General features: G+C 73.3%; 16 protein-coding genes, 1 pseudogene and 1 riboswitch. Of the genes and pseudogenes, 6 read left to right on the forward strand and 11 right to left on the reverse strand.

Features of this window, described 5'->3' with window-relative positions; translation table 11 throughout:
- Positions 1–130 precede the first annotated feature (130 nt).
- Positions 131–2,173, forward strand: a complete 2,043-nt coding sequence (locus O7602_RS27280; RefSeq protein ID WP_281585460.1) for an ATP-binding domain-containing protein — start codon at positions 131–133, stop codon at positions 2,171–2,173.
- Between the two features lie 60 nt (positions 2,174–2,233).
- On the opposite strand, the gene O7602_RS27285 is transcribed toward O7602_RS27280, so the two are convergent.
- From O7602_RS27285 to O7602_RS27300, 4 genes are read right to left on the reverse strand one after another with little or no spacing between them, the layout of a single operon-like run.
- Positions 2,234–2,833 (reverse strand): hypothetical protein, encoded by a 600-nt coding sequence (locus O7602_RS27285; RefSeq protein ID WP_281585461.1) that lies wholly within the window; start codon positions 2,831–2,833, stop codon positions 2,234–2,236.
- A gap of 4 nt (positions 2,834–2,837) precedes the next feature.
- A complete protein-coding gene (locus tag O7602_RS27290; protein WP_281585462.1) occupies positions 2,838–3,191 on the reverse strand; it encodes a YbaB/EbfC family nucleoid-associated protein in 354 nt (117 codons plus the stop codon).
- 9 nt (positions 3,192–3,200) lie between these two features.
- Positions 3,201–4,127: a WXG100 family type VII secretion target gene (locus O7602_RS27295; RefSeq protein WP_281585463.1), complete on the reverse strand. Its 927-nt coding sequence runs from the start codon at positions 4,125–4,127 to the stop codon at positions 3,201–3,203.
- Positions 4,128–4,137: 10 nt separating this feature from the next.
- Positions 4,138–4,458, reverse strand: coding sequence for a type VII secretion target (locus O7602_RS27300; RefSeq protein WP_281585464.1), 321 nt, complete (start codon positions 4,456–4,458; stop codon positions 4,138–4,140).
- Between the two features lie 279 nt (positions 4,459–4,737).
- On the opposite strand from O7602_RS27300, the gene O7602_RS27305 reads away from it, so the two are divergent.
- Complete coding sequence (locus O7602_RS27305; protein ID WP_281585465.1) at positions 4,738–5,496, forward strand: VOC family protein; 759 nt, start codon at positions 4,738–4,740, stop codon at positions 5,494–5,496.
- Between the two features lie 101 nt (positions 5,497–5,597).
- Here O7602_RS27305 and O7602_RS27310 read toward each other — a convergent pair whose 3' ends face one another.
- The 4 genes and pseudogenes from O7602_RS27310 to O7602_RS27325 all read right to left on the reverse strand — a co-directional run.
- Positions 5,598–6,389, reverse strand: coding sequence for an ABC transporter ATP-binding protein (locus tag O7602_RS27310; protein WP_281585466.1), 792 nt, complete (start codon positions 6,387–6,389; stop codon positions 5,598–5,600).
- A complete protein-coding gene (locus O7602_RS27315; RefSeq protein WP_281590566.1) occupies positions 6,386–7,417 on the reverse strand; it encodes an iron ABC transporter permease in 1,032 nt (343 codons plus the stop codon). Before O7602_RS27315 ends, O7602_RS27310 begins: the two co-directional genes overlap by 4 nt.
- A 122-nt stretch (positions 7,418–7,539) precedes the next feature.
- Positions 7,540–8,472, reverse strand: a complete 933-nt coding sequence (locus tag O7602_RS27320; protein ID WP_281585467.1) for an ABC transporter substrate-binding protein — start codon at positions 8,470–8,472, stop codon at positions 7,540–7,542.
- Between the two features lie 106 nt (positions 8,473–8,578).
- A riboswitch (cobalamin riboswitch) is annotated at positions 8,579–8,674 on the reverse strand.
- A 123-nt stretch (positions 8,675–8,797) separates the two neighbouring features.
- A pseudogene (locus O7602_RS27325) lies at positions 8,798–10,111 on the reverse strand (M14 family metallopeptidase); the annotation flags it as partial.
- A gap of 206 nt (positions 10,112–10,317) precedes the next feature.
- On the opposite strand from O7602_RS27325, the gene O7602_RS27330 reads away from it, so the two are divergent.
- Positions 10,318–11,640: a C39 family peptidase gene (locus tag O7602_RS27330; protein WP_281585468.1), complete on the forward strand. Its 1,323-nt coding sequence runs from the start codon at positions 10,318–10,320 to the stop codon at positions 11,638–11,640.
- 60 nt (positions 11,641–11,700) lie between these two features.
- Here the strand turns inward: O7602_RS27330 and O7602_RS27335 are convergent, their stop codons facing one another.
- Genes O7602_RS27335 through mqnE form a run of 3 tightly spaced genes read right to left on the reverse strand, consistent with a single transcriptional unit; the run spans position 11,701 to position 13,599 of the window.
- A complete protein-coding gene (locus O7602_RS27335; RefSeq protein ID WP_281585469.1) occupies positions 11,701–11,967 on the reverse strand; it encodes a DUF4229 domain-containing protein in 267 nt (88 codons plus the stop codon).
- A gap of 26 nt (positions 11,968–11,993) precedes the next feature.
- Positions 11,994–12,422 carry a hypothetical protein gene (locus tag O7602_RS27340; RefSeq protein ID WP_281585470.1) on the reverse strand — a complete coding sequence of 143 codons (429 nt, stop codon included), beginning with the start codon at positions 12,420–12,422 and terminating at the stop codon, positions 11,994–11,996.
- A gap of 7 nt (positions 12,423–12,429) precedes the next feature.
- Positions 12,430–13,599: an aminofutalosine synthase MqnE gene (gene mqnE, locus O7602_RS27345; RefSeq protein WP_281585471.1), complete on the reverse strand. Its 1,170-nt coding sequence runs from the start codon at positions 13,597–13,599 to the stop codon at positions 12,430–12,432.
- A 230-nt stretch (positions 13,600–13,829) separates the two neighbouring features.
- Between mqnE and O7602_RS27350 the strand changes: the two genes are divergently transcribed.
- The 3 genes from O7602_RS27350 (at position 13,830) to O7602_RS27360 (ending at position 19,081) form a co-directional block, all read left to right on the forward strand.
- Complete coding sequence (locus O7602_RS27350) at positions 13,830–15,506, forward strand: C40 family peptidase (RefSeq protein ID WP_281585472.1); 1,677 nt, start codon at positions 13,830–13,832, stop codon at positions 15,504–15,506.
- A gap of 109 nt (positions 15,507–15,615) precedes the next feature.
- Entirely contained in the window at positions 15,616–17,250 is a 1,635-nt protein-coding gene (locus O7602_RS27355; protein WP_281585473.1) for a hypothetical protein, read from the forward strand.
- A gap of 193 nt (positions 17,251–17,443) precedes the next feature.
- Positions 17,444–19,081 (forward strand): DEAD/DEAH box helicase, encoded by a 1,638-nt coding sequence (locus tag O7602_RS27360; RefSeq protein WP_281585474.1) that lies wholly within the window; start codon positions 17,444–17,446, stop codon positions 19,079–19,081.
- The last annotated feature ends 54 nt before the right edge of the window (positions 19,082–19,135 follow it).

A 19,135-nucleotide genomic window follows, 5' to 3' on the forward strand; every position in this document is an offset into this window, starting at 1 on the left:
CGCCTCCGTATAGTGGTTGACCGCCCGACGGCCGCGGTGAGCATGCACCGCAGCGGACGTCCCCGCGCCGGGAGCAGGCCAACCGCCCCGGACACGCGAGCGAGCATCATGTTGAGCCTGGGAGTTCACCGTGCCCGCAACGCAGAGCGACACCACCACCCTCGACGCCGAACTCGCCACCGAGCGCGCCCACCTGGACACCTCCCGCGCCGCGCTGCGCCGGATGCGGGAGCGCGCCGAGTCGCTCTTCGCCACCGGCGACAAGGTGGCCGGCGACGCGTACACCGCCGAGCAGCTCGGCCGGCACATGGCCCGGCGGGTCAAGGAACTGGCTGACGACCCGACCACCCCGCTCTTCTTCGGCCGGCTGGACTTCGGGCCGGACGACCCGGACCACGCCGGGCGGGACTACCACGTCGGCCGGCGACACGTCACCGACGAGCGGGGCGAGCCGCTGGTGCTGGACTGGCGCGCCCCGGTCTCCCGGTCGTTCTACCGGGCCAGCGCCCGCGACCCGCAGGGCGTCGCGGTGCGCCGCCGGTTCGGGTTCCACAACGGCGTCCTCACCAGCTTCGAGGACGAGCACCTCGACCGGGGCGAGGAACTCGGCACGGCCAGCCGGATCCTCACCGCCGAGATCGAGCGCCCCCGCGTCGGCCCGATGCGGGACATCGTCGCCACCATCCAACCCGAGCAGGACGAGTTGGTCCGCGCCGACCTGGCCGACTCGATCTGCGTCCAGGGCGCGCCGGGCACCGGCAAGACGGCGGTCGGGCTGCACCGCGCCGCGTACCTGCTCTACCTGCACCGGGAGCGGCTGCGCCGCTCCGGCGTGCTGATCGTCGGGCCGAACCGGGCGTTCCTGTCCTACATCGCGGCCGTGCTGCCCGCGCTCGGCGAGGTGGAGGTCGAGCAGGCCACCGTCGAAGACCTGGTGGCCCGGGTTCCGGTCCGCGCGGTCGACGAGCCGGCCGCCGCCGCGCTCAAGCACGACATCCGGATGGCCGAGGTGCTACGCCGCGCCGTCGAGGCCCACATCGGTACGCCGACCGAGCCGATCATGGTGTCGGACGGCTCGTTCCGCTGGCGGATCGGGCTCGACCCGCTGCACCGCCTGGTCACCGAGACCCGCGCGGAGGGCCTGCCGTACGCCACCGGCCGGGAGCGGGTCCGGGCCCGGCTGGTCGGGCTGCTGCAACGCCAGGCCGAGGCCCGCCGGGCCGAGTCGCCCTCGGACGCCTGGCTGCGCCGGATGAGCCGCAGCAAACCGGTCACCGACCTGCTCGACGCGGTCTGGCCGGCGCTCACCCCGGACGGCCTGCTGCACCGGCTGCGCACCGACGCCGAGGCGCTCGCCGCCGCCGCCGACGGGCTGCTCACCACCGAGGAGCAGGAGCTGTTCCGTGCCGGCAAGGTCGGGCGCACCGCGAAGGCCACCCGATGGACCGCCGCCGACGCGGTGCTCCTCGACGAGGCGGCCGGGCTGCTGGAACGGCCCGCCGGGTTCGGCCACGTGGTCGTCGACGAGGCGCAGGACCTCTCCCCGATGCAGTGCCGGGCCATCGCCCGCCGCAGCGAGCACGGCTCGATCACGCTCCTCGGCGACCTGGCCCAGGGCACCGCACCCTGGGCCGCCACCGACTGGCGGGAGTCCCTCGCTCACCTGGGCAAGCCGGACGCCGCGGTGGTGCCGCTGAGCGTCGGCTTCCGGGTGCCCGCCGCCGTGGTGACGTTCGCCAACCGGCTGCTGCCCATGCTCGCCGTCGACGTACCCCCGGCCCGGTCACTTCGCCACGACGGCGCGCTCGGTGTGCGTACCGCCGAGGACCTGACGGCCGCGACGGTGGCCGAGGTGCGGGCGGCGCTGGCGCACGACGGCTCGGTCGGTGTGATCGCGGCCGACGACGCGGTGGACCGGCTCCGCGCGGCCCTCGCCGCGGCGGGCGTCGAGACCGCGACCGCCGACGACGTCGAGACCGCGGCGCGCGTCACGGTGGTCCCGGCGACGCTGGTCAAGGGCCTGGAGTACGACCATGTGGTGGTCGTCGAGCCGGCCGCGATCGTGGCCGCCGAGCCGCGTGGCCTGAACCGCCTCTACGTGGCGCTGACCCGGGCGGTCTCCGGGCTGGCGGTGCTGCACCGGGAGCCGCTGCCCGCGCCGCTGGCCGGCTGACCCGCCGGCGTCGACGCCCGGGCGGTCGACGCCCCCTCAGGCACGGCGAACCGACGCCGCTCAGCCGGCGAGAGCGGCGGCGATCGCCCGCAGCGGGGTGCCCGGCTCGGCGATCGGGACGGTGAAGGCGAGCCAGGAGCCGTCGGCGAAGTCGAACCGCAGGCGCTTGGGGTTGAGCCGGTGCCAGCCCACCCGGGCCGAGGTCACCTCGGTGCGCGCCGCCGACCAGACCACCTCGGTCTCGGCCAGCGCCCGTTCCTCGTCGTCACGCCCGGCGAGGAGCTTGACCGGGCCGGTGCGGCAGACCAGCAGCCGCCGGTCGGTGGCTGCCAACAGCGTCTCCCGGACCGCGCCGGCCGGCCGGGGCGGGTTGAGCGCCCGGTGCAGCCGGGACGCGGCCGAACCGGGCGCGCCACGGCCGGCGATCCCCCAGCCGACCAGGTCGACCAGGCGGTCGCCGCGGTCCCAGGTGGCAACCGGCAGGAGCACGTTGAGCAGCACCGATCCGACGGTCCGCCGGCCCGGCGCGGCGGTCGACGACGGCTCGGGCGGCGGTGGCGGGGTGAGACCGCCGCCGACGTCCGCCTTGGCCTGGGCCAGCACGCGCTCACCCGGCTCGACGAGCCGGCCGATCGCCTCGCGGTATCTGGTCTCGTCCATCGGCTCAGTATCGGTCGTGGCCGTAGCCGTCGTCGGCGCGGCGCTCCGCGGCCGGGGCGCCGCCCATCACCTCGCCGACGATCTCCCGCACGCGGGCGGCGGCGGCCTCCTGCGCCCGGTTCGCCGCGGCGGTGAACTCCTCGGCCAGCGTGTAGGAGTCGAACCGCATCGCCCGCGCGTTGATGTCGGTGGAGAGGATCTTGCCATCGGCGGCGGCCACGACCGTGACCAGGCCGGAGTCGCTCGCGCCGGTGGCGCTGCTCTGCTCCAGCTCGGCCATCCGCGCGCCGAGCTCACGCTGCCACCCGTCCAGGTTGCGGGCCAGCGCCTCGATCCGGTCCAGGGCCGGGAACGTCATGGCTGCCTCTCAGTTCACGATCGAGTCGAACACGTTCTGCACGCCCTTGGTGTACGGGCCCAGGTCCTCGCGGTAGGTGCCGTCCACCAGATAGTTGCGATCCTTGTGGCCGTCGGCGACGTCGTGCAGGCCCACCCCGGTGTCGAGCAGGGCCCCGCCGATGCCCGGGATGTTCACCGGGGACGCCTGGTTGATGGCGAACTTGCCCGGGAACAGGATGGCGGCGCGTTTCATCTTGAACGCGAACGCCTCCTTCGTGTAGCCGGACTTGTTCCACGCCTTGTACGCCTTCTTGGCCTTACGCAGCTCCATCACCAGCTTGCGGTAGCGGGTGAGCAACTCGGCGACCTTCTCCAGCTTGGTGACCAGCTTGGTGAGGATCTCCGCGAACCGGGCCACGATCTTGACCATGCGGCCGACCGTGGTGGCCAGCCGCGCCAGCACCCGCACCACCGTCGCGGCGAGCGTCACGCCGGCGCTGAGCGCCGCCGCCACCGCCGCGATGATCACCTCGGTCAGGAACCAGAGCAGGAACTCCAGGATCAGCTCGACCAGCAGGTTGAACGCCTCCACCGCCGCGTTCGCGGCGTCGACGAGCACCTCCTTGGTGCCGTCCAGCCCCTTGGCCAGTTCCTCGACCGCCTCCTCGACGGACTCCATCGAGGCGTGGAACTTCTCCGCCGCGTCGCCGTCCCAGGCGCCACGCAGCCGGGCCCGGTCGGCGACCTGGTCGCCGGCGATCTGCCGCACGGCCTCGCCTGTGGTCAGCGCGAGCTGGGCGGCCTGCATCAGGTCGTCCGGCTCACCGGCAACCAGCTCCAGCAACTGCTCGAACGGCCACAACACGGCGTTGGAGAGCGGCTTGAACGGGTCGGGCGTGCCCGACACGATCTGCTCGAAGTAGGTCTTGTTGCGCTGAAGCGCCTCGGTGCTCATCGGTGCCCCCTCAGGCGCCCGGCGTGAACATGTCGGTGGTCGCCACGTCCGTGCCGGTGTAGGCGTCGGCGGTGTCGGTCAGCCCCTCGGCGATGTCAGCCATCACCTCGGCGCCCTCCTCCAGCCCCTGGAGGCACGCCTCGAACTGCTCCGCGTACGCGGCGGCGAGGCTGAACGACGCGGGCATCACACCGAAGGAGTGCCGGGACACGTGCCCGTCGCGGAACCCCCGGTGCAGCTCGCGGAACCGGGTGGCCCGGTCCCGGGAGGCGGCGGCGAACGCCGTCAACGCCTCCGGCTGGACGTCGAGATCCCTGCTCGGACTGGTCACGGACCCTCCCCAGTGTCCGGTCGGACAACATCACCGCCGTCGACGGCGCCCCCAGACTAGGGGATGCACCCCCTCCACAGGGGGCGGTGCGGGTGACGTGGGCAGGGTCCATGATCCTGGCCCGGGCCGCCGCGGCCGGGTGCCCATGGTCGCCGCGGTCGCCGGTCGGACCCACCTTCAGCCGACCTTTTGTCCGGTTCCGGCCCGGCGGCCGAGCCGGCGGTGCCACGATGCCGGCAGGGCGGGCCAGCGGGACCGCTCCTGGCGAGAGGGGTCACCGTGAACGGCGTCGAGCCCGGCACACCCTGCTGGACCGACCTGGCCACGCCCGGCCTGGAGGACGCGAGACAGTTCTATCCGAAGCTGTTCGGCTGGACCGGGCGGATCTCCACCGTGCCGGACGCGGAGGGCTACACCGTGTTCCTGAAGGACGGTAAGGCCGTCGCCGGTGCGGGCCCGCCGGCCACGCCGGACCAGGTGCCGATCTGGTCGACGTACGTGGCGACCGACGACACCGACCTGGTCGCCACCCGGGTGGAGGCCGCCGGCGGGCAGGTGCTGGTGTCGCCGTTCGACGTCAGCGGGCAGGGTCGGATGGCGGTGCTCGCCGACCCGGCCGGCGCGGTGTTCAGCGTCTGGCAACCGATGGCGATGCGCGGCGCGGAGCTGTTCAACGCGCCCGGCGCGATGTGCTGGAACGAGCTGGTCACCCCCGACCCGGAAGGGGCCAGGGAGTTCTACGCGCTGGTCTTCGGCTGGCACGCCGAGGAGCGAACGGCCGGGCCGATCCCCTACGTCGGGTGGCGTTGCGGCGCCCGCATCGTCGCCGGCATGCTGCCGCCGGCCGAGCCCCTGCCCGCGGACCTGCCGGCGTACTGGACGGTCTACTTCGCGGTGGAGGACACCGACGCGACCGCGGCTCGGGCCGCCGAGCTGGGCGGCACCATCCTCGTCCCGCCCCGGGACAATCCGGCCGGGCGCGCCGCCGCCCTGCGGGACCCCCAGGGCGCACTTTTCTCCATCTCCACCCTCCGCTGACCACCCACCCCCGCCCCGCCCACCCGCCCTGCCCGCTTGTTAGGCGGGGGCCCCGCTTAACACGTGGGTGTTAAGCGGGGCCCCCGCCTCTACCGAATGCGTTAAGCGGGGCCCCCGCCTTTCACGCGGAGCGGAACCACGTGGGGGCCGTGGGGGCCGGGGATCACCCGGACGTGGGCGCGGTAGTGGCGGGCCAGTAGCTGCTCGGTGAGCACCTCCGACGGCGGGCCGTCGGCGGCCACCCGGCCGTCGGCGAGCAGCACCAGGCGGTCGGCGTACTCGCCGGCGATGGAGAGGTCGTGCATGGTGGCGAGCACGGTCAGGTCGTGCTCGCGGCGGAGCTGGTCGACCAGCTCCAGCACCTCCTGCTGGTGCCCGATGTCAAGCGCGCTCGTCGGCTCGTCGAGCAGCAGCAGGGTGGCGCCCTGGGCCAGCGCCCGGGCCAGGAACACCCGCTGCCGCTCCCCGCCGGAGAGCGTGGCCAGCTCGCGGCGGCCGAACCCGCCCAGGTCGAGCCGGTCCAGCACCTCGTGCACGGCGGCCAGGTCGGCGGCGGACTCCCGACCCAGCGGCGGCATGTAGGGGGTGCGCCCCAGCAGGACGTAGTCGAAGACCGCCATGCCGGCCGGCACCACCGGGGACTGCGTCACGGTGGCCACCACCCGGGCCCGGTCGCGGCGGCGCAGCGCGCGGATCGGCGTACCGAAGAGGGTGACGGCGTCCGGCGCGGGCAGCAGGCCGCCGACGGCGCGCAGCAGGGTCGACTTGCCGGCGCCGTTGGGCCCGATGACGGTGACCCACTCGCCGACCGCGACGGTCAGGTCGATGCCGGCCAGGACCGGGGTGCCACCCAGCTCGATCCGCAGGTCCCGAACCTCAAGCGCCGCGCTCACTGGCCGACCCGGCGGGAGGTACGCAGGATCAGGACGAAGAACGGGCCGCCGAGCAGGGCGGTGACCACGCCGATCGGGATCTCGGCCGGCGCGGCGGCGGTCCGGGCGATCACGTCGGTCAACGCCAGGAACGCGCCGCCGAAGAGCATCGACAGCGGCAGGATCACCCGGTGGCTGGAGCCGGCGAGCAGTCGTACGGTGTGCGGCACGATGATGCCGACGAAGCCGATCAGGCCGGACGCGGAGACCGCGGCGGCGGTACCCAGCGAGGCGGCGACGATCAGCAGGTAGCGGGAGCGCTGCGGATGCAGCCCGAGGCTGGTGGCCTCGTCGTCGCCGACCGAGAGCACGTCCAGCTCGCGCCGGTGCGCCAGCACCACCACGGCGGTGAACACGAAGTAGGGCAGGACCAGCCACACGTCGTGCCACCCGGCGGTGGCCAGCCGGCCGAGCAGCCAGGAGTAGACCTGCTGGATGTTGTCGGAGTGCTGTTGCAGCAGGTAGGTCTGCCCGGCGGAGAAGAACGCCGAGACCGCCACCCCGGCCAGGATCAGTACGGCCGGGGAGCGGTCCCGCCCGCCGGCGGCGCCGAGCAGGTACGTCATCGCGACCGCGCCGAGCGAGCCGACGAACGCGGCGAGCGGGATGGTGACCGGCAGCCCGGTGAGCGCCCCGCCGGCCCCGGCGCCGAGCACGATCGCCACGGTGACCGCGAACCCGGCCCCCGCGGCCACCCCGAGCAGGTACGGGTCGGCCAGCGGGTTGCGGAAGACACCCTGGTAGCAGCCGCCGGCCAGGGCGAGCAGCGCGCCGACGAGCAGGCCGAGCACGACCCGGGGCAGCCGCAGCTCGGTGACGATGGCGATCTCCCGCTCGGTGAGCCCGCTGTCCAGGTGCACCCCGGGCAGCAGGTTGAGCAGTTCGGCGGCGACGCTGCCGGGCGGCAGGCTGACCGGGCCGAACGACACGCCGGCCACCAGCGCGACGAGCACCGCCACCAGGCCGGCGAGCAGCCATCGTCGGCGCAGCCCGGCCGGTCGGGCCGGGGTGTCGGCCCGGGCTGCGCGACGAGGGCGGGGAAGCCGACCGGCCGGCCGGGGCCCATCGGGCGTCCCGGCCGGCACGGGGTCCACCTGTCGTACGGCCACGGTCAGGCCGGGACCTTGGCGGTGGCGTCGACGATCGTCCGGAGCAGGTCGACGACGCGCGGGCCCCAGCGGGAGGCGATGTCGTCGTCGAGCGCCACGATCTGGTTGTTCTTCACCGCGATGACGCCGCCCCAGCCGCTGCGCGCCTTGACCGTGTCCGCGCTCTGCTGGCAGCACTTGGTGTCGGCCAGGAAGACGAAGTCCGGGTTGGCCTTGACGATGAACTCCTGGGAGAGCTGCGGGTAGCCGCCGCTCTTGCCGCCCGCGTCGGCCGGGTCGGCGATGTTCTCCAGCCCGGCGAGCGCGTAGATGGTGCCGATGAAGGTCTTGCTCGTCGCGCTGTACAGCTCCGGGCCCAGCTCGTGGTAGTAGGTCAGCTTCTCGGCGCGTTTGGGCAGGTCCTTGGTGAGCGCCGTGATGTCGTCCTTCATCTTCCGCGTCACGGCGTCCGCCTCGGCCGGGTGGCCGGTGAGCTTGCCCAGGTCGGTGAGCTGCCGGTAGGTGTCGTCGAGCGTGGTCGCGGCCGGGGCGAGCAGGACCGGGATCTTCAGCGCGACGAGCTGGCTGACGATCTTGTTGGTGTCGTTGGCGAGCACCACCAGGTCGGGGCTCTTCGCGGCGATCGCCTCGGCGTTCGGCTGGTAGCCGGAGAGGTCGCTCTTCGGCGCCTCGGCCGGGTGGTTCGACTGGTCGTCGACGGCGGTGACCTGCTTGCCGGCGCCGATGGCGAAGAGCATCTCGGTCGAGGTCGGCGACAGCGAGACGATCTTCTCCGGTCGCTTCTCCAGCGTCAGGTTGCCCACGCTGACCGGGAAGGCGCCGCCCGAGGCGCCGGTGGCGGGGGTGTCGGTCGAGGTCTTCTCGGCACAGCCGGCGAGCAGCACCGCGCCGGCCGCGAGCGCGGCGGCGAAGAGCCGAGGGGTACGTCGGGTCATGGTCCTCCTGTCGGTCGAGGAGCGTGGTGCTTCGCCGACAGGTGGAAAGGCCCGTCCGCGAGGCGCCCTTCCTCGAGAGCGCGTGTCGCGACCGGGCCGCAGGCGACCTGGCTCGTCCCACGTCCGTCGGCGTCGGCGGAAAAGGCCGACGCCGCGCGTACGGGGCATCACAGTTGCGGGACAGCGCCGGTTTCGCACCGGCTTCGCTGTGGCACGGTCGGTGCCACGGTAGCGCATGACCAGCGGAGATCGCCCGGACGGGAGGGGGTGGGTGGGGACCCCGGCGGGGGTGGAACCGGGGTCCCCACCACAGGTGGTGAGGTCAGCAGTACTGGCTCTGCTTGCCGATCGCCCGGTACGGGCAGTCCGCGTACTCGGACAGCATCAGCACGGCCTCCCGGTTGCGGGAGGTCTGCGCCGGGATCACCTCGTCGGGCGGGTAGAAGCCGCCGCCGGAGGCCGAGCCGGGGTACATCTCGAAGGTGTACGCCCAGATCTTGTGGGCGCCCCACATCCAGTCGATGCTGGTGCCGTCGGCGATGTAGAGGTCGCTCGACTGTTCCGGGGTGTAGTTGTTCGTCGCCGCCATCTGCTGGCCGATGGTGGCGAAGGTGTTGTACTGGTCGGCGGTCATCCCGGTGGCGGTGTTGCTGTAGGTGTAGCCGTACGGCCAGAGCACCAGCTGGGAATAGGTGTGGAAGTCGATGTTCGCTTTGATCTGCTGCACCCCGCCGACGACCCGGCTGTTGACGAAGTTGCGCAGCGCGGTGGTCTCCGGGGCGGAGAAGGCGGACGGGCCGCGGTAGGTCTCCGACGACTTCGCGCTGGACGAGCCGCCGCAGCAGCCCCACTGGTAGCCCCAGTTGCGGTTCAGGTCGGTGCCGACGTACGAGGAGCCGCTGTTGGGTTGGCGGTTCTTGCGCCACGAGCGGTAGGAGCCGGTGGCGATGTCGTACTCGCTGCCGTCGGGGTTGACCGTGGGCACGATCCAGATCTCCCGGGAGTTGACGATGTTGGTGATCCGGGAGTCGCTGCCGTAGTTGTCGGTGAAGAGGTTGAGCAGGTAGATCGCCATCTCGACGGTCAGGTGCTCGCGGGCGTGCTGCTGCGCGTTGAACAGGATCTCCGGTTCGTTCTCGTCGGTGCCGACGTTGTCGGAGATCTTCACGGCCATCAGGTCCCGGCCCTGGTAGGACGTGCCGATGCTGAGCTTGCGGGCGATGCTCGGGTGGTCGGCGACGACCTGGTTCACCACCGTGGTCAACTCGGCGTAGTCGTGGTAGTTCGAGTCGGCGGGCGGGAAGGCGTACGTGGTGGCGCCGCCGGCCGGCGCCGGGGTGACGTCCTTCTCCAGCCGGAAGCCGAGCCGGGTGATCGCGGCGGCCTCGGCGGTGGTGGCCGTGACGTGCAGCACACCGTGTTCGGAGTAGTCGATCGCGGCGCCGGTGCGGGCGACCGCGGTGCGGTCGGCGACGGTCCGCGGGCCGAGCACCCGGTAGGCGACGGCGGCCGGCTGCTCACCGGGCCGCTCCGGGGCGGGGCGGGCGGCGGCCGGCCCGGCGGCGGCGGTGACGAGGGTCAGGCCGACGGCGGCGGCGAGCGCCAGCCGGCGGCGGAGCGGGAGCGCATGGAGGGCCATCGACAACCTCCTCGGGGTACGGGAGATCCCGTTGTCCGCACACTCCACCAGCAGTTACATGGTCATATCAACATTCATCTCTATCTAGGTCCATCCCGACCGGGTCCTCGCATCGGCAATGATTTTCCATGGCCGAACATCTGGCGAAACTTCCCGCCAGGCGCGACAGTGAACGGCGACGATGCCGCCTCCGGAGTGGAGCTGCCATGTTCGGAAGACCCCTGCGTACGGTCGCCCTCGCCGGCCTGACCGCGCTCACCCTCCTCGGCACCACCGCACCCGCCCACGCGCACGGCCACCGACCGGGCGTCACCCACGACGAGCAGATCACCTTCCAGGAGTTCTCCCGCTATCCCGACTGGCGGAGCGGCTCGCACCGGGGCACCCGCGCCCTACCGGGCCGGGACCCCGCGCTGACCATCGGCCGCGCCGCCGGCACCACCGAGTTCACCGACGAGCACACCGGGACCACCCGCACCTGGGAGTACGCCACCTGGACCTCCCCCGAGCGGCGGATCGGGTTCGACGCCACCGAGCTGGTCGCGTCGTGGAACGCCAGCACCCCGGCCGGCACCTGGATCCAGGTCGAGCTGCACGGCACCTACACCACCGGGGAACACACCCCGTGGTACGTCATGGGCCGCTGGGCCTCCGGCGACCAGGACATCAAACGGTCCACGCTCGACGGCCAGGGCGACCCGTGGTCGAGCATCTGGACCGACACGTTCGCCATCGACGACGCCGCGGCCGGGGTGCTGCTGCGGTCGTACCAACTCCGGCTGACGCTCTACCGCGCGCCCGGCCAGGCCGCCGCGCCGCGGGTCCGGATGCTCGGCGCGATGGCCTCGAACGTGCCGGACCGGTTCACCGTCACGCCGAGCCGGGGCGGCATCGCCTGGGGCACCGAGCTGGCCGTGCCCCGCTACTCGCAGAACGTCCACGTCGGCGAGTACCCGCAGTACGACGGCGGCGGCGAGGCATGGTGCTCCCCCACCTCCACCGAGATGGTGGTCGAGTACTGGGGGCGCAGGCCCTCGGCCGCGGACACCGCCTGGGTCGACCCGGCCTACGCCGACCCGACCGTCGACCACGCCGCCCGGATGACCTACGACTACGAGTACGAGGGTGCCGGCAACTGGCCGTTCAACACCGCGTACGCGGCCGGCTTCCCCGGCCTGGAGGCACGGGTCACCCGGCTGCACTCGCTTGACGAGGCGGAGCGGTACGTCAAGGCGGGCATCCCGGTGGTCACCTCGCAGTCGTTCCTCGCCAGCGAGCTGGACGGCGCCAACTACGGCACCTCCGGGCACCTGTTCGTGATCGTCGGCTTCACCGCCGACGGTGACGTCATCGTCAACGACCCCGCGTCGTCGTCGAACGAGGCGGTCCGCAACGTCTACAAGCGCGAGCAGTTCGAGCAGATCTGGCTGCGCACCAAGCGCTATCGCGCCAACGGCACGGTGGCCTCCGGCTCCGGCGGCATTGCCTACCTGATCAAGCCCACCACCCGCCCCTGGCCCCACATGTGAAAGGAGGGGCCCCGCTCAACGCCTGGCGTAGAGAAGGGGCCCCTTCTCACCACCGTGCGGCTAGTTCGGGGGCTCGGTGGGCTGGTCGTCGCCGGCGAGCGCGGACCGCAGCCGGTCCTTCTCCGTGCGGCGACGCTCCGACGCCTCCGCCATCTCCCCGGCCATCTCGTCCCGCCATCCCTTGAGCAGGAAGAACGACAGCGCGGCGGAGAACACGAGCGCCAGCATCAGCCGGAGGAAGACGTTCATGTCGATGAACCAGAGGGCCGCCAGCACGGCGACGAACAGCCCGATCCGGCCCAGCGTGTACTTGACGGCCGCGCTCATGCCAGCATTCCCACTCTCTCCGCGCCTCAGCCCGTCCGCCGGGCCAGCCAGTGCACGCCATGAAACCAGATGACCGCGTAGACCACGGTGAACACCGCCGCGGCCAGCGCGCCGGTGAACAGCGCCGGCAGCCCCGCGGCCAGCCCGGCCGCCAACAGGCCGGCGAGGACGCCGACCGCGATCCCGACCAGCGCGGCCACCACCCGGGCGGCCCCGAACTCCCAGGCCCGGAAGTCGTCCCAGAACAACCAGAGCGGCAGGATCACCGCCAGCCAGCCGTTGGTACGCCCGAACCCGCCGGCGCCCACGGCGGCGAACGCCCACTCGAAGAGCAGCAGCGCCAGCACCCCGATCACCAGGCCGGCGAGCGTCACGCCGAGCAGGTCACCGAGGGTGAGGACGCGCCCCTCGGCGTCGCGCCGGGGAAATGCGCGCTGCTGCTCGTCGGTGCTCATCGCCGGGTCAGGCCCAGACCTGCTGCGGCTCGGAGCGACGCTCGGCCATCGACGGCGCGGCATCGTACTCGCGGACGGTGTCGTAGCGGGTGTTTCGCTCCACCGGGCGGAAGCCGGCGTCCCAGATCAGGTGGAGCAGGTCGTCCCGGTGCATGGTGTTCGGCGTGCCGTACGAGTCGGCGTCGTGAGTGATCTTGTATTCCACGACCGAGCCGTCCAGGTCGTCCACGCCGAAGTTCAGCGAGAGCTGGGCCACCGAGAGCCCGTGCATGACCCAGAAACACTTCACGTGCGGGACGTTGTCGAACAGCAGCCGGGAGACCGCGAACGTCTTGAGCGACTCGGCCGGCGAGGCCATCGTGGTGCGCGCCTGGATCCGGTTGCGGACCTTGCCGTCCGCCGAGTCGACGAAGTCGTGCTGGTAGCGCAGCGGGATGAAGACCTGGAAACCGCCGGTCTCGTCCTGCAGCTCGCGCAGCCGCAGCACGTGGTCGACCCGGTGCCGGGGCTCCTCGATGTGGCCGTAGAGCATGGTCGACGGCGTCTTCATGCCCTTCGAGTGGGCCAGCCGGTGGATGCGTGACCAGTCCTCCCAGTGGCAGGCGTGGTCGACGATGTGCTGGCGGACCTCCCAGTCGAAGATCTCCGCGCCGCCGCCGGTCAGCGACTCCAGCCCGGCGTCCATCAGCTCGTCGAGGATCTCGTCGGCGGTGAGCCCACTGATCTTCTCGAACCACTGCACCTCGGTCGCGGTGAACGCCTTGAGGTTGACCTTGGGCAGCGCGGCCTTCAGCTCGCGCAGCACCTTCGGGTAGTAGCGCCAGGGCAGCGTCGGGTGCAGGCCGTTGACGATGTGCAGCTCGGTGAGCTGCTCGTCCTCCATCTCCTTGGCCTTGCGGACCGCCTCGTCGATTCGCATCGTGTAGGCGTCCTTCTCACCCGGCTTGCGCTGGAACGAGCAGTAGGCGCACGACGCGGAGCAGACGTTCGTCAGGTTGAGGTGCCGGTTGACGTTGAACATCACCCGATCGCCGTTCAACTCGGTACGCCTGTGGTGGGCCAGCCGGCCCAACCAGGTCAGGTCGTCACTGTCATAGAGGGCGATGCCGTCTTCGCGGGTCAGCCGCTCCCCCGCGTAGACCTTCGCTTCGAGCTCGCGCTTGAGTCCGGCGTCCATCCGACAGCCACGTCCTTCCACCTGGGTTCGGATCGAGCGTACGTCGCGGTTCGGGCCGACCGCCGACGCGGTCGGCCGCAGCGACGCAGTTCACCGTTCATCACCCTCCGCACATCGACATCGCTGCGTCGGTGAGGTAAGACAAAGGTGGGGCGGAACACACCACCAGTGCCGTCCTGTCCCATCACGCCCACGACGCGTGGCGCGCATCAGACCGGACGGGGAGCGGAATGGTCGACAGCACCAAGGCCCGACGGCGACGGCGACGGGTCCCGGTGATCTCACCGGTACTCCGCCCGGCGCTCTGGTCCGCCCTGCTCGGGGCGGTCGCGGCCGCGGCGCTCGCCACACCCGCCTGGGCCGATCCGCTGCCCGACACCGTGCCCAGCACGGGCTCCCGGCCGCAGGTCACCGGCACCCTTCAACTGCCCACGGCGCCGGGCGCCGTCGCCGGCCGTCCCGGCACCGTCCCGGGCCTCCCCGGCGCCACCGTCCCCGGCGCCGGTGCCGTGCCGGGCCTGCCGGCTGCCACGGCCGGCGCCGTGAACCCGGCCGACGGGCCGCTGATCGCGCAGATCAACCAGGTCGACGGCCGGGTCGCGCAGCTCGGCGACGACCTTCTCCGGATCAAGGGCGAGCGGGACGCGGCCCAGGCCGAGCTGGTCGTCGCCGCCGGCCGGCTCAAGGACGCCCAGGACGCGCTCGCCCGAGCCCGGGGGAACGCCGAGAGCGCCGCCACCGACGCGGTCAAGGCCGATGCCGCGCTGCCGACCGGCAATTTCGGCTCCAGCCTGCGCGAGTTCGCCGACCTGCAACGGATCACCCGGGGCGACAAGGCCGAGCGGGCCACCACGTCGGTGACCGGTGAGCTGCTCCGCGCCACCACCGACGAGCGGGTCGCCCGCGAGGCGCACGCCTCGGTGCAGCGGCGGGTCACCGAGAAGACCGCGGAGTTCACCCGCGTCGAGACGGATCTGCACAAGCAGGAAGCCGCGCTGCTCAAGCTGCGCCGGGACAACGCCGCGATGCTGCTCGACATCGAGCGCCGGGAGGACGCCGCCGAGCAGCGGCTCGGTAACCCGTACGTCGTCAACCAGAGCATCAACGGCCTGGTCGCCGATCCGCAGGCGCTCGACGCCGTACGCTACGCCCTCGCCCAGCTGGGCGATCCCTACCTCTGGGCGGCGGAAGGCCCGGACCGGTTCGACTGCTCGGGCCTGATGCTCGCCTCCTACCGGTCGGCCGGTTACCGGGGCCTGCCGCGGGTTTCCCGCGACCAGTACTTCGCGACCCGCTCCCGCACCGTCAGCCCCAACGCGCTACTCCCGGGCGACCTGCTCTTCTTCGCCTCGAACAGCAGCTGGACCAGCATCCACCACGTGGCGATGTACATCGGCAACGGCAAGATGGTCGAGGCGCCGCGGACCGGCGACGTCGTGAAGATCTCCGTGGTCCGCTGGTCCCGGCTCTACGCCGCGACCCGGGTGGTCGGTGCCATCCCGGCCCCGGCCACGCCGGTGCCGGCTCCGACGGTGCCGACCAACCCGCCGAAGCCCAAGCCGACCCCCAAGCCGACGCCGACGCCGAAGCCGACGAAGACCGCGACGCCGAAGCCCTCGGGCACCCCGAAGCCGACGCCGACCACGTCGAGCCCGTCGCCCACCCCGTCGACGAGCACCACGCCGACCCCGACGCCGAGCCCGTCCGACACGCCGAGCCCGACGCCGAGCCGCACCGCCAGCGCCGCGCCGACCACCAGCTCGGCGAAGCCGACCGAGAGCGCCGCCGCGCCGTCGAGCAGCGCCGCCAAGCCGACCAGCAGCGCCGCCAAGCCGACCCAGAGCGCCGCGAAGCCGACCAGCAGCGCCGCAGGCAGCCACTCCGCGAGCCCGAGCAGCGCCGGCTGACCGAACCGTCCGCTCCGGCTGTGCTCCCGGGCCGGAATGTGGCACGGTGAGATCCAGGCACTTCCGGCCGACGGCACGGTCGGGGGCGAGCGTGGGTGCGGAGGGCGAGATGGGCGAGCACGAGGTTCCGGCGGAGACGGTCCACCCGGGACCCACGCCCGACCCCGCCGGTGACGCCGACGAGCAGCCGGCACCGGTGGCCGTCGCGCGGGCGCGGGTGAGCGTGGCCGGCTCGGCGGTGCCGCCGCCGTCCGCCGGGGAACACCCCGGTCCGCCGGCCACCGCCACCACCTATCGGGCTGGTGCTCCGGCGGCGAGCGCGCCGCCGCTGGACCGGCGCCGTCCCGGTGCGACCGTTCCGCCCGCCAGTTGGTCCGCCTTCGCGGTGGCCGAGCGCCCGGCCACCGTGACGCCACCCGGCGACGGTGATGCCGGTCACCCGGCATCCGCGTCGAGCCAGACCACGGCCGACCCCGAACCACCGGTCCCCGCCGCCCCGACGTCCGCGTCCGCATCGGCGTCGTCCGCCGAGGCTGCGGCGTCCGCACTCGGCGACACCGACAGACCGGCCGTCGCCCTCGGCTTCACCGACAGCCCCGCCGCCTCCGGCGACGCCGACAACCCCTCGCCCACTCCCGGCGACGCCGACTCCTCGGGGCCCGGCGACGCCGAAAGCCCGGTGCCCGCACCCGGCGACTCCGCCGCGGGTACGGCCGGTGGTGACTTCGCCGCGGGTACGCCCGGCGGTGACTCCGCCGCGGCGGCCCGGGTCTCCGGTTCCGTCCGGGTGCCCACGCCGCGCACCGATGCGGAGACCCCACCGGCCCGGGCCAGCGCCTCGGTGCCCGGCCTGAGCCGGGTGTCCGCCGAGGAGGTCGCCGCCTCGGTGGCAGCCGCTCCCGCCGCCGCGAAGATCTACCGGGCCGGCCCGGTCAGTCCGGAGCCACCGGAGCCCGCCCAGCCGCCGGAGCCCGCGCAGCCGCCGACGCCGCACGGCCCGGAGCCCGAGCCGGCGCCGACCCCGGTCCCGGGTCCGACGCCCCCGTCGCCGGCTCCCCCCGAGCCGGAGCCGCCGCTGCGCCCCACGCCCGGACCGCCGACGCCGAGCCCGCCGGTGCCCACGCCGACGCCGAATCCACCCGGGCCGCCGACGCCGACGCCGAATCCGCCCGCTCCGGTCCCGCCGGTGCCCGGGCCGCCCGTACCGCCGCCGGGGCCGCTGGTGCCTCCGGCGCCGCCGCCTCCCGGGCCGATGCCCGCGCCGCCGTTTCCGCCGCCGCCGGCGATGGCCGGCGTGCCCGGGTCGCCCTCCGGAACACAGCCGAGCTGGGTCGCCACGTACACGTCGACCACACCCCCGCCCGCCGCGCCCGCGCCGCCGGTGGTGCCGGCGCCGGCGCTGCCGACCTGGCCGCCGCCGGCCGCTCCCGCCCGGGACGCCTCGGCGGCCCGTCCGGTACGCCCGCAGCCGGACGCTCAGGACCTCGCCGGAACCGCGTACGGCGGCACCGAGGGACCAGGCTTCGCCACGATCTCGTTCCCGCAGGGCAACCCGTCGGAGAACTCCGGTTCGCTGACCGGGCACATCCTCGCCCAGGGGTGGTCGGAGGACACACCGACCACCCGGGCCAGCAACACCAAGGTCATCATTGTGCTGGCCGTGGCGCTGGCCGCGTTGATCGCGATCAGTCTGCTCGTGGTCTTCCTGGCCAACGACGCGTTGAGCGGGCTGACCGGCGGCTGACGGGGTGAGCCCGCCCACTACCGCCGCGCGCTGCGGTGGCCGTGTCGGCGGATCGCCGTACACTTGTCGGGATCACTGACCCGGCGCGCCGACTGCGCGCGCCCATGGGCGATCTTGCGGGCGATTCGGCGGCGTGACGGTGCCGCGGCGGGCCATCGCGAAGATGCGCCCCCGCTCGCTCGAAAGGCATTTCTTGACCACCTTCGCTGCCTCCGGCACGTCCCCGTCCATCGACCCGGCCGTCGAACCGGCGACCGACGCCCCCGACTTCGCCTCGCTGGGCCTGCCCCGGCGACTGGTCGAGGCGCTCGCCCGCCAGGGCATCACCACCCCGTTCGAGATCCAGCGGGCCACCGTCCCGGACGCGCTCGCCGGCCGTGACGTGCTCGGCCGGGGTCAGACCGGCTCGGGCAAGACGCTCGCCTTCGGCCTGCCGGTGATCGCCCGGCTCGCCGAGCGCAACCGGGCCCGTTCGCTGCACCCCCGCGCCCTGATCCTCGTTCCCACCCGCGAGCTGGCCATGCAGGTCAACGACGCGCTGGTGCCGCTCGGCAAGTCGATCGGCATCTTCCTGAAGACCGCGGTCGGCGGCGTGCCGTACGACCGGCAGATCGACGCGCTGCGGCGCGGCGTGGAGATCGTGGTGGCCACGCCGGGGCGGCTCGGCGACCTGATCGCGCGTGGCGTCTGCCGGCTCGACGACGTCGAGGTCACGGTGCTCGACGAGGCCGACCAGATGGCCGACATGGGCTTCCTGCCCGAGGTCACCGAGTTGCTGGCGAAGACGCCCGCGGACGCCCAGCGGCTGCTCTTCTCAGCCACTCTGGACAACGACGTCGACACGCTTGTCAAGCGGTTCATGACCGACCCGGTCACCCACTCGACCGCGCCGGCGACCGCCGCCGTGTCCACCATGGACCATCACATGCTGCTGATCCCGCCGCACGACAAGTTCGCGGTCACCGCGTCCATCGCCGCCCGGGACGGCCGCACCATGGTCTTCGCCCGTACGCAGCTCGGCGTCGACCGGCTGGTCGAGCAGCTCAGCGCGGTCGGCGTACGGGCCGGCGGCCTACACGGCGGCAAGACCCAGCGGATGCGCACCAAGACGCTCGCCGAGTTCCGCGAGGGTCGGATGAACGTGCTCGTCGCCACCGACGTGGCGGCCCGGGGCATCCACGTCGACGGGGTTTCGCTCGTGCTGCACGTGGACCCGCCGAAGGACCCGAAGGACTACCTGCACCGGGCCGGCCGCACCGCCCGGGCCGGCGAGTCCGGCGCGGTGGCGACCCTGGTCCTGCCGAAGCAACGCCGGACCACGCTCGCCATGCTGGAGAAGGCGGGCGTCGAGCCGGCCCAGGCGCGGGTGCGTGCCGGCGACGAGGCGCTGGCCGAGCTGACCGGTGCGCGCGAGCCCAGCGGTGTGCCGGTCCGCGAGGAACCGGAGCCCCGCCGCGGCGGGCGCGGCTACGGCGACCGGGACGGACGCGGCCACGACCGTGGTGGCCGCGGTTACGGCGACCGGGGCGCGCGTGGCTTCGACCGGGGCGCACGCGGCTTCGGCGACCAGCAGGCCCGCGGCGACCGGCGGCACGACGGCCGGCCCACCGGCGGGCGCAGCTTCGGTGAGCGCCGCCACGACGACCGCCCGCAGGGCGAGCGGCGCTTCGGCGACCGGGACAGCCACACCGAACGCCGCTTCGGCGACCGGGGTGACTTCCGGCCGGCCGAGCGTCGGGGCGGGTTCCGCGCCGAGGGGCGGGGCCGGGACGACCGGCCGCGCGACGAGCGGCGCGGTTTCGGCGGGCGCCCGCCGGCGCGTACCCACTGATCTGGGCGGTCGGGAGACCGCGAAGCGAAACGCCGCCGTCGAGCATGCGCTCGG

The organism is Micromonospora sp. WMMD1128 (assembly GCF_027497235.1).
GTDB lineage: Bacteria > Actinomycetota > Actinomycetes > Mycobacteriales > Micromonosporaceae > Micromonospora.

Bases quoted from the DNA above. Each gene is read 5' to 3' on its own strand.
- O7602_RS27350 (WP_281585472.1), top strand. From the start codon at position 13,830: ATGGTCGACAGCACCAAGGCCCGACGGCGACGGCGACGGGTCCCGGTG.
- O7602_RS27295 (WP_281585463.1), bottom strand. From the start codon at position 4,127: ATGAGCACCGAGGCGCTTCAGCGCAACAAGACCTACTTCGAGCAGATC.
- O7602_RS27290 (WP_281585462.1), bottom strand. From the start codon at position 3,191: ATGACGTTCCCGGCCCTGGACCGGATCGAGGCGCTGGCCCGCAACCTG.
- O7602_RS27340 (WP_281585470.1), bottom strand. From the start codon at position 12,422: ATGAGCACCGACGAGCAGCAGCGCGCATTTCCCCGGCGCGACGCCGAG.
- O7602_RS27330 (WP_281585468.1), top strand. From the start codon at position 10,318: ATGTTCGGAAGACCCCTGCGTACGGTCGCCCTCGCCGGCCTGACCGCG.
- O7602_RS27320 (WP_281585467.1), bottom strand. From the start codon at position 8,472: ATGACCCGACGTACCCCTCGGCTCTTCGCCGCCGCGCTCGCGGCCGGC.
- O7602_RS27285 (WP_281585461.1), bottom strand. From the start codon at position 2,833: ATGGACGAGACCAGATACCGCGAGGCGATCGGCCGGCTCGTCGAGCCG.
- mqnE (WP_281585471.1), bottom strand. From the start codon at position 13,599: ATGGACGCCGGACTCAAGCGCGAGCTCGAAGCGAAGGTCTACGCGGGG.
- O7602_RS27335 (WP_281585469.1), bottom strand. From the start codon at position 11,967: ATGAGCGCGGCCGTCAAGTACACGCTGGGCCGGATCGGGCTGTTCGTC.
- O7602_RS27355 (WP_281585473.1), top strand. From the start codon at position 15,616: ATGGGCGAGCACGAGGTTCCGGCGGAGACGGTCCACCCGGGACCCACG.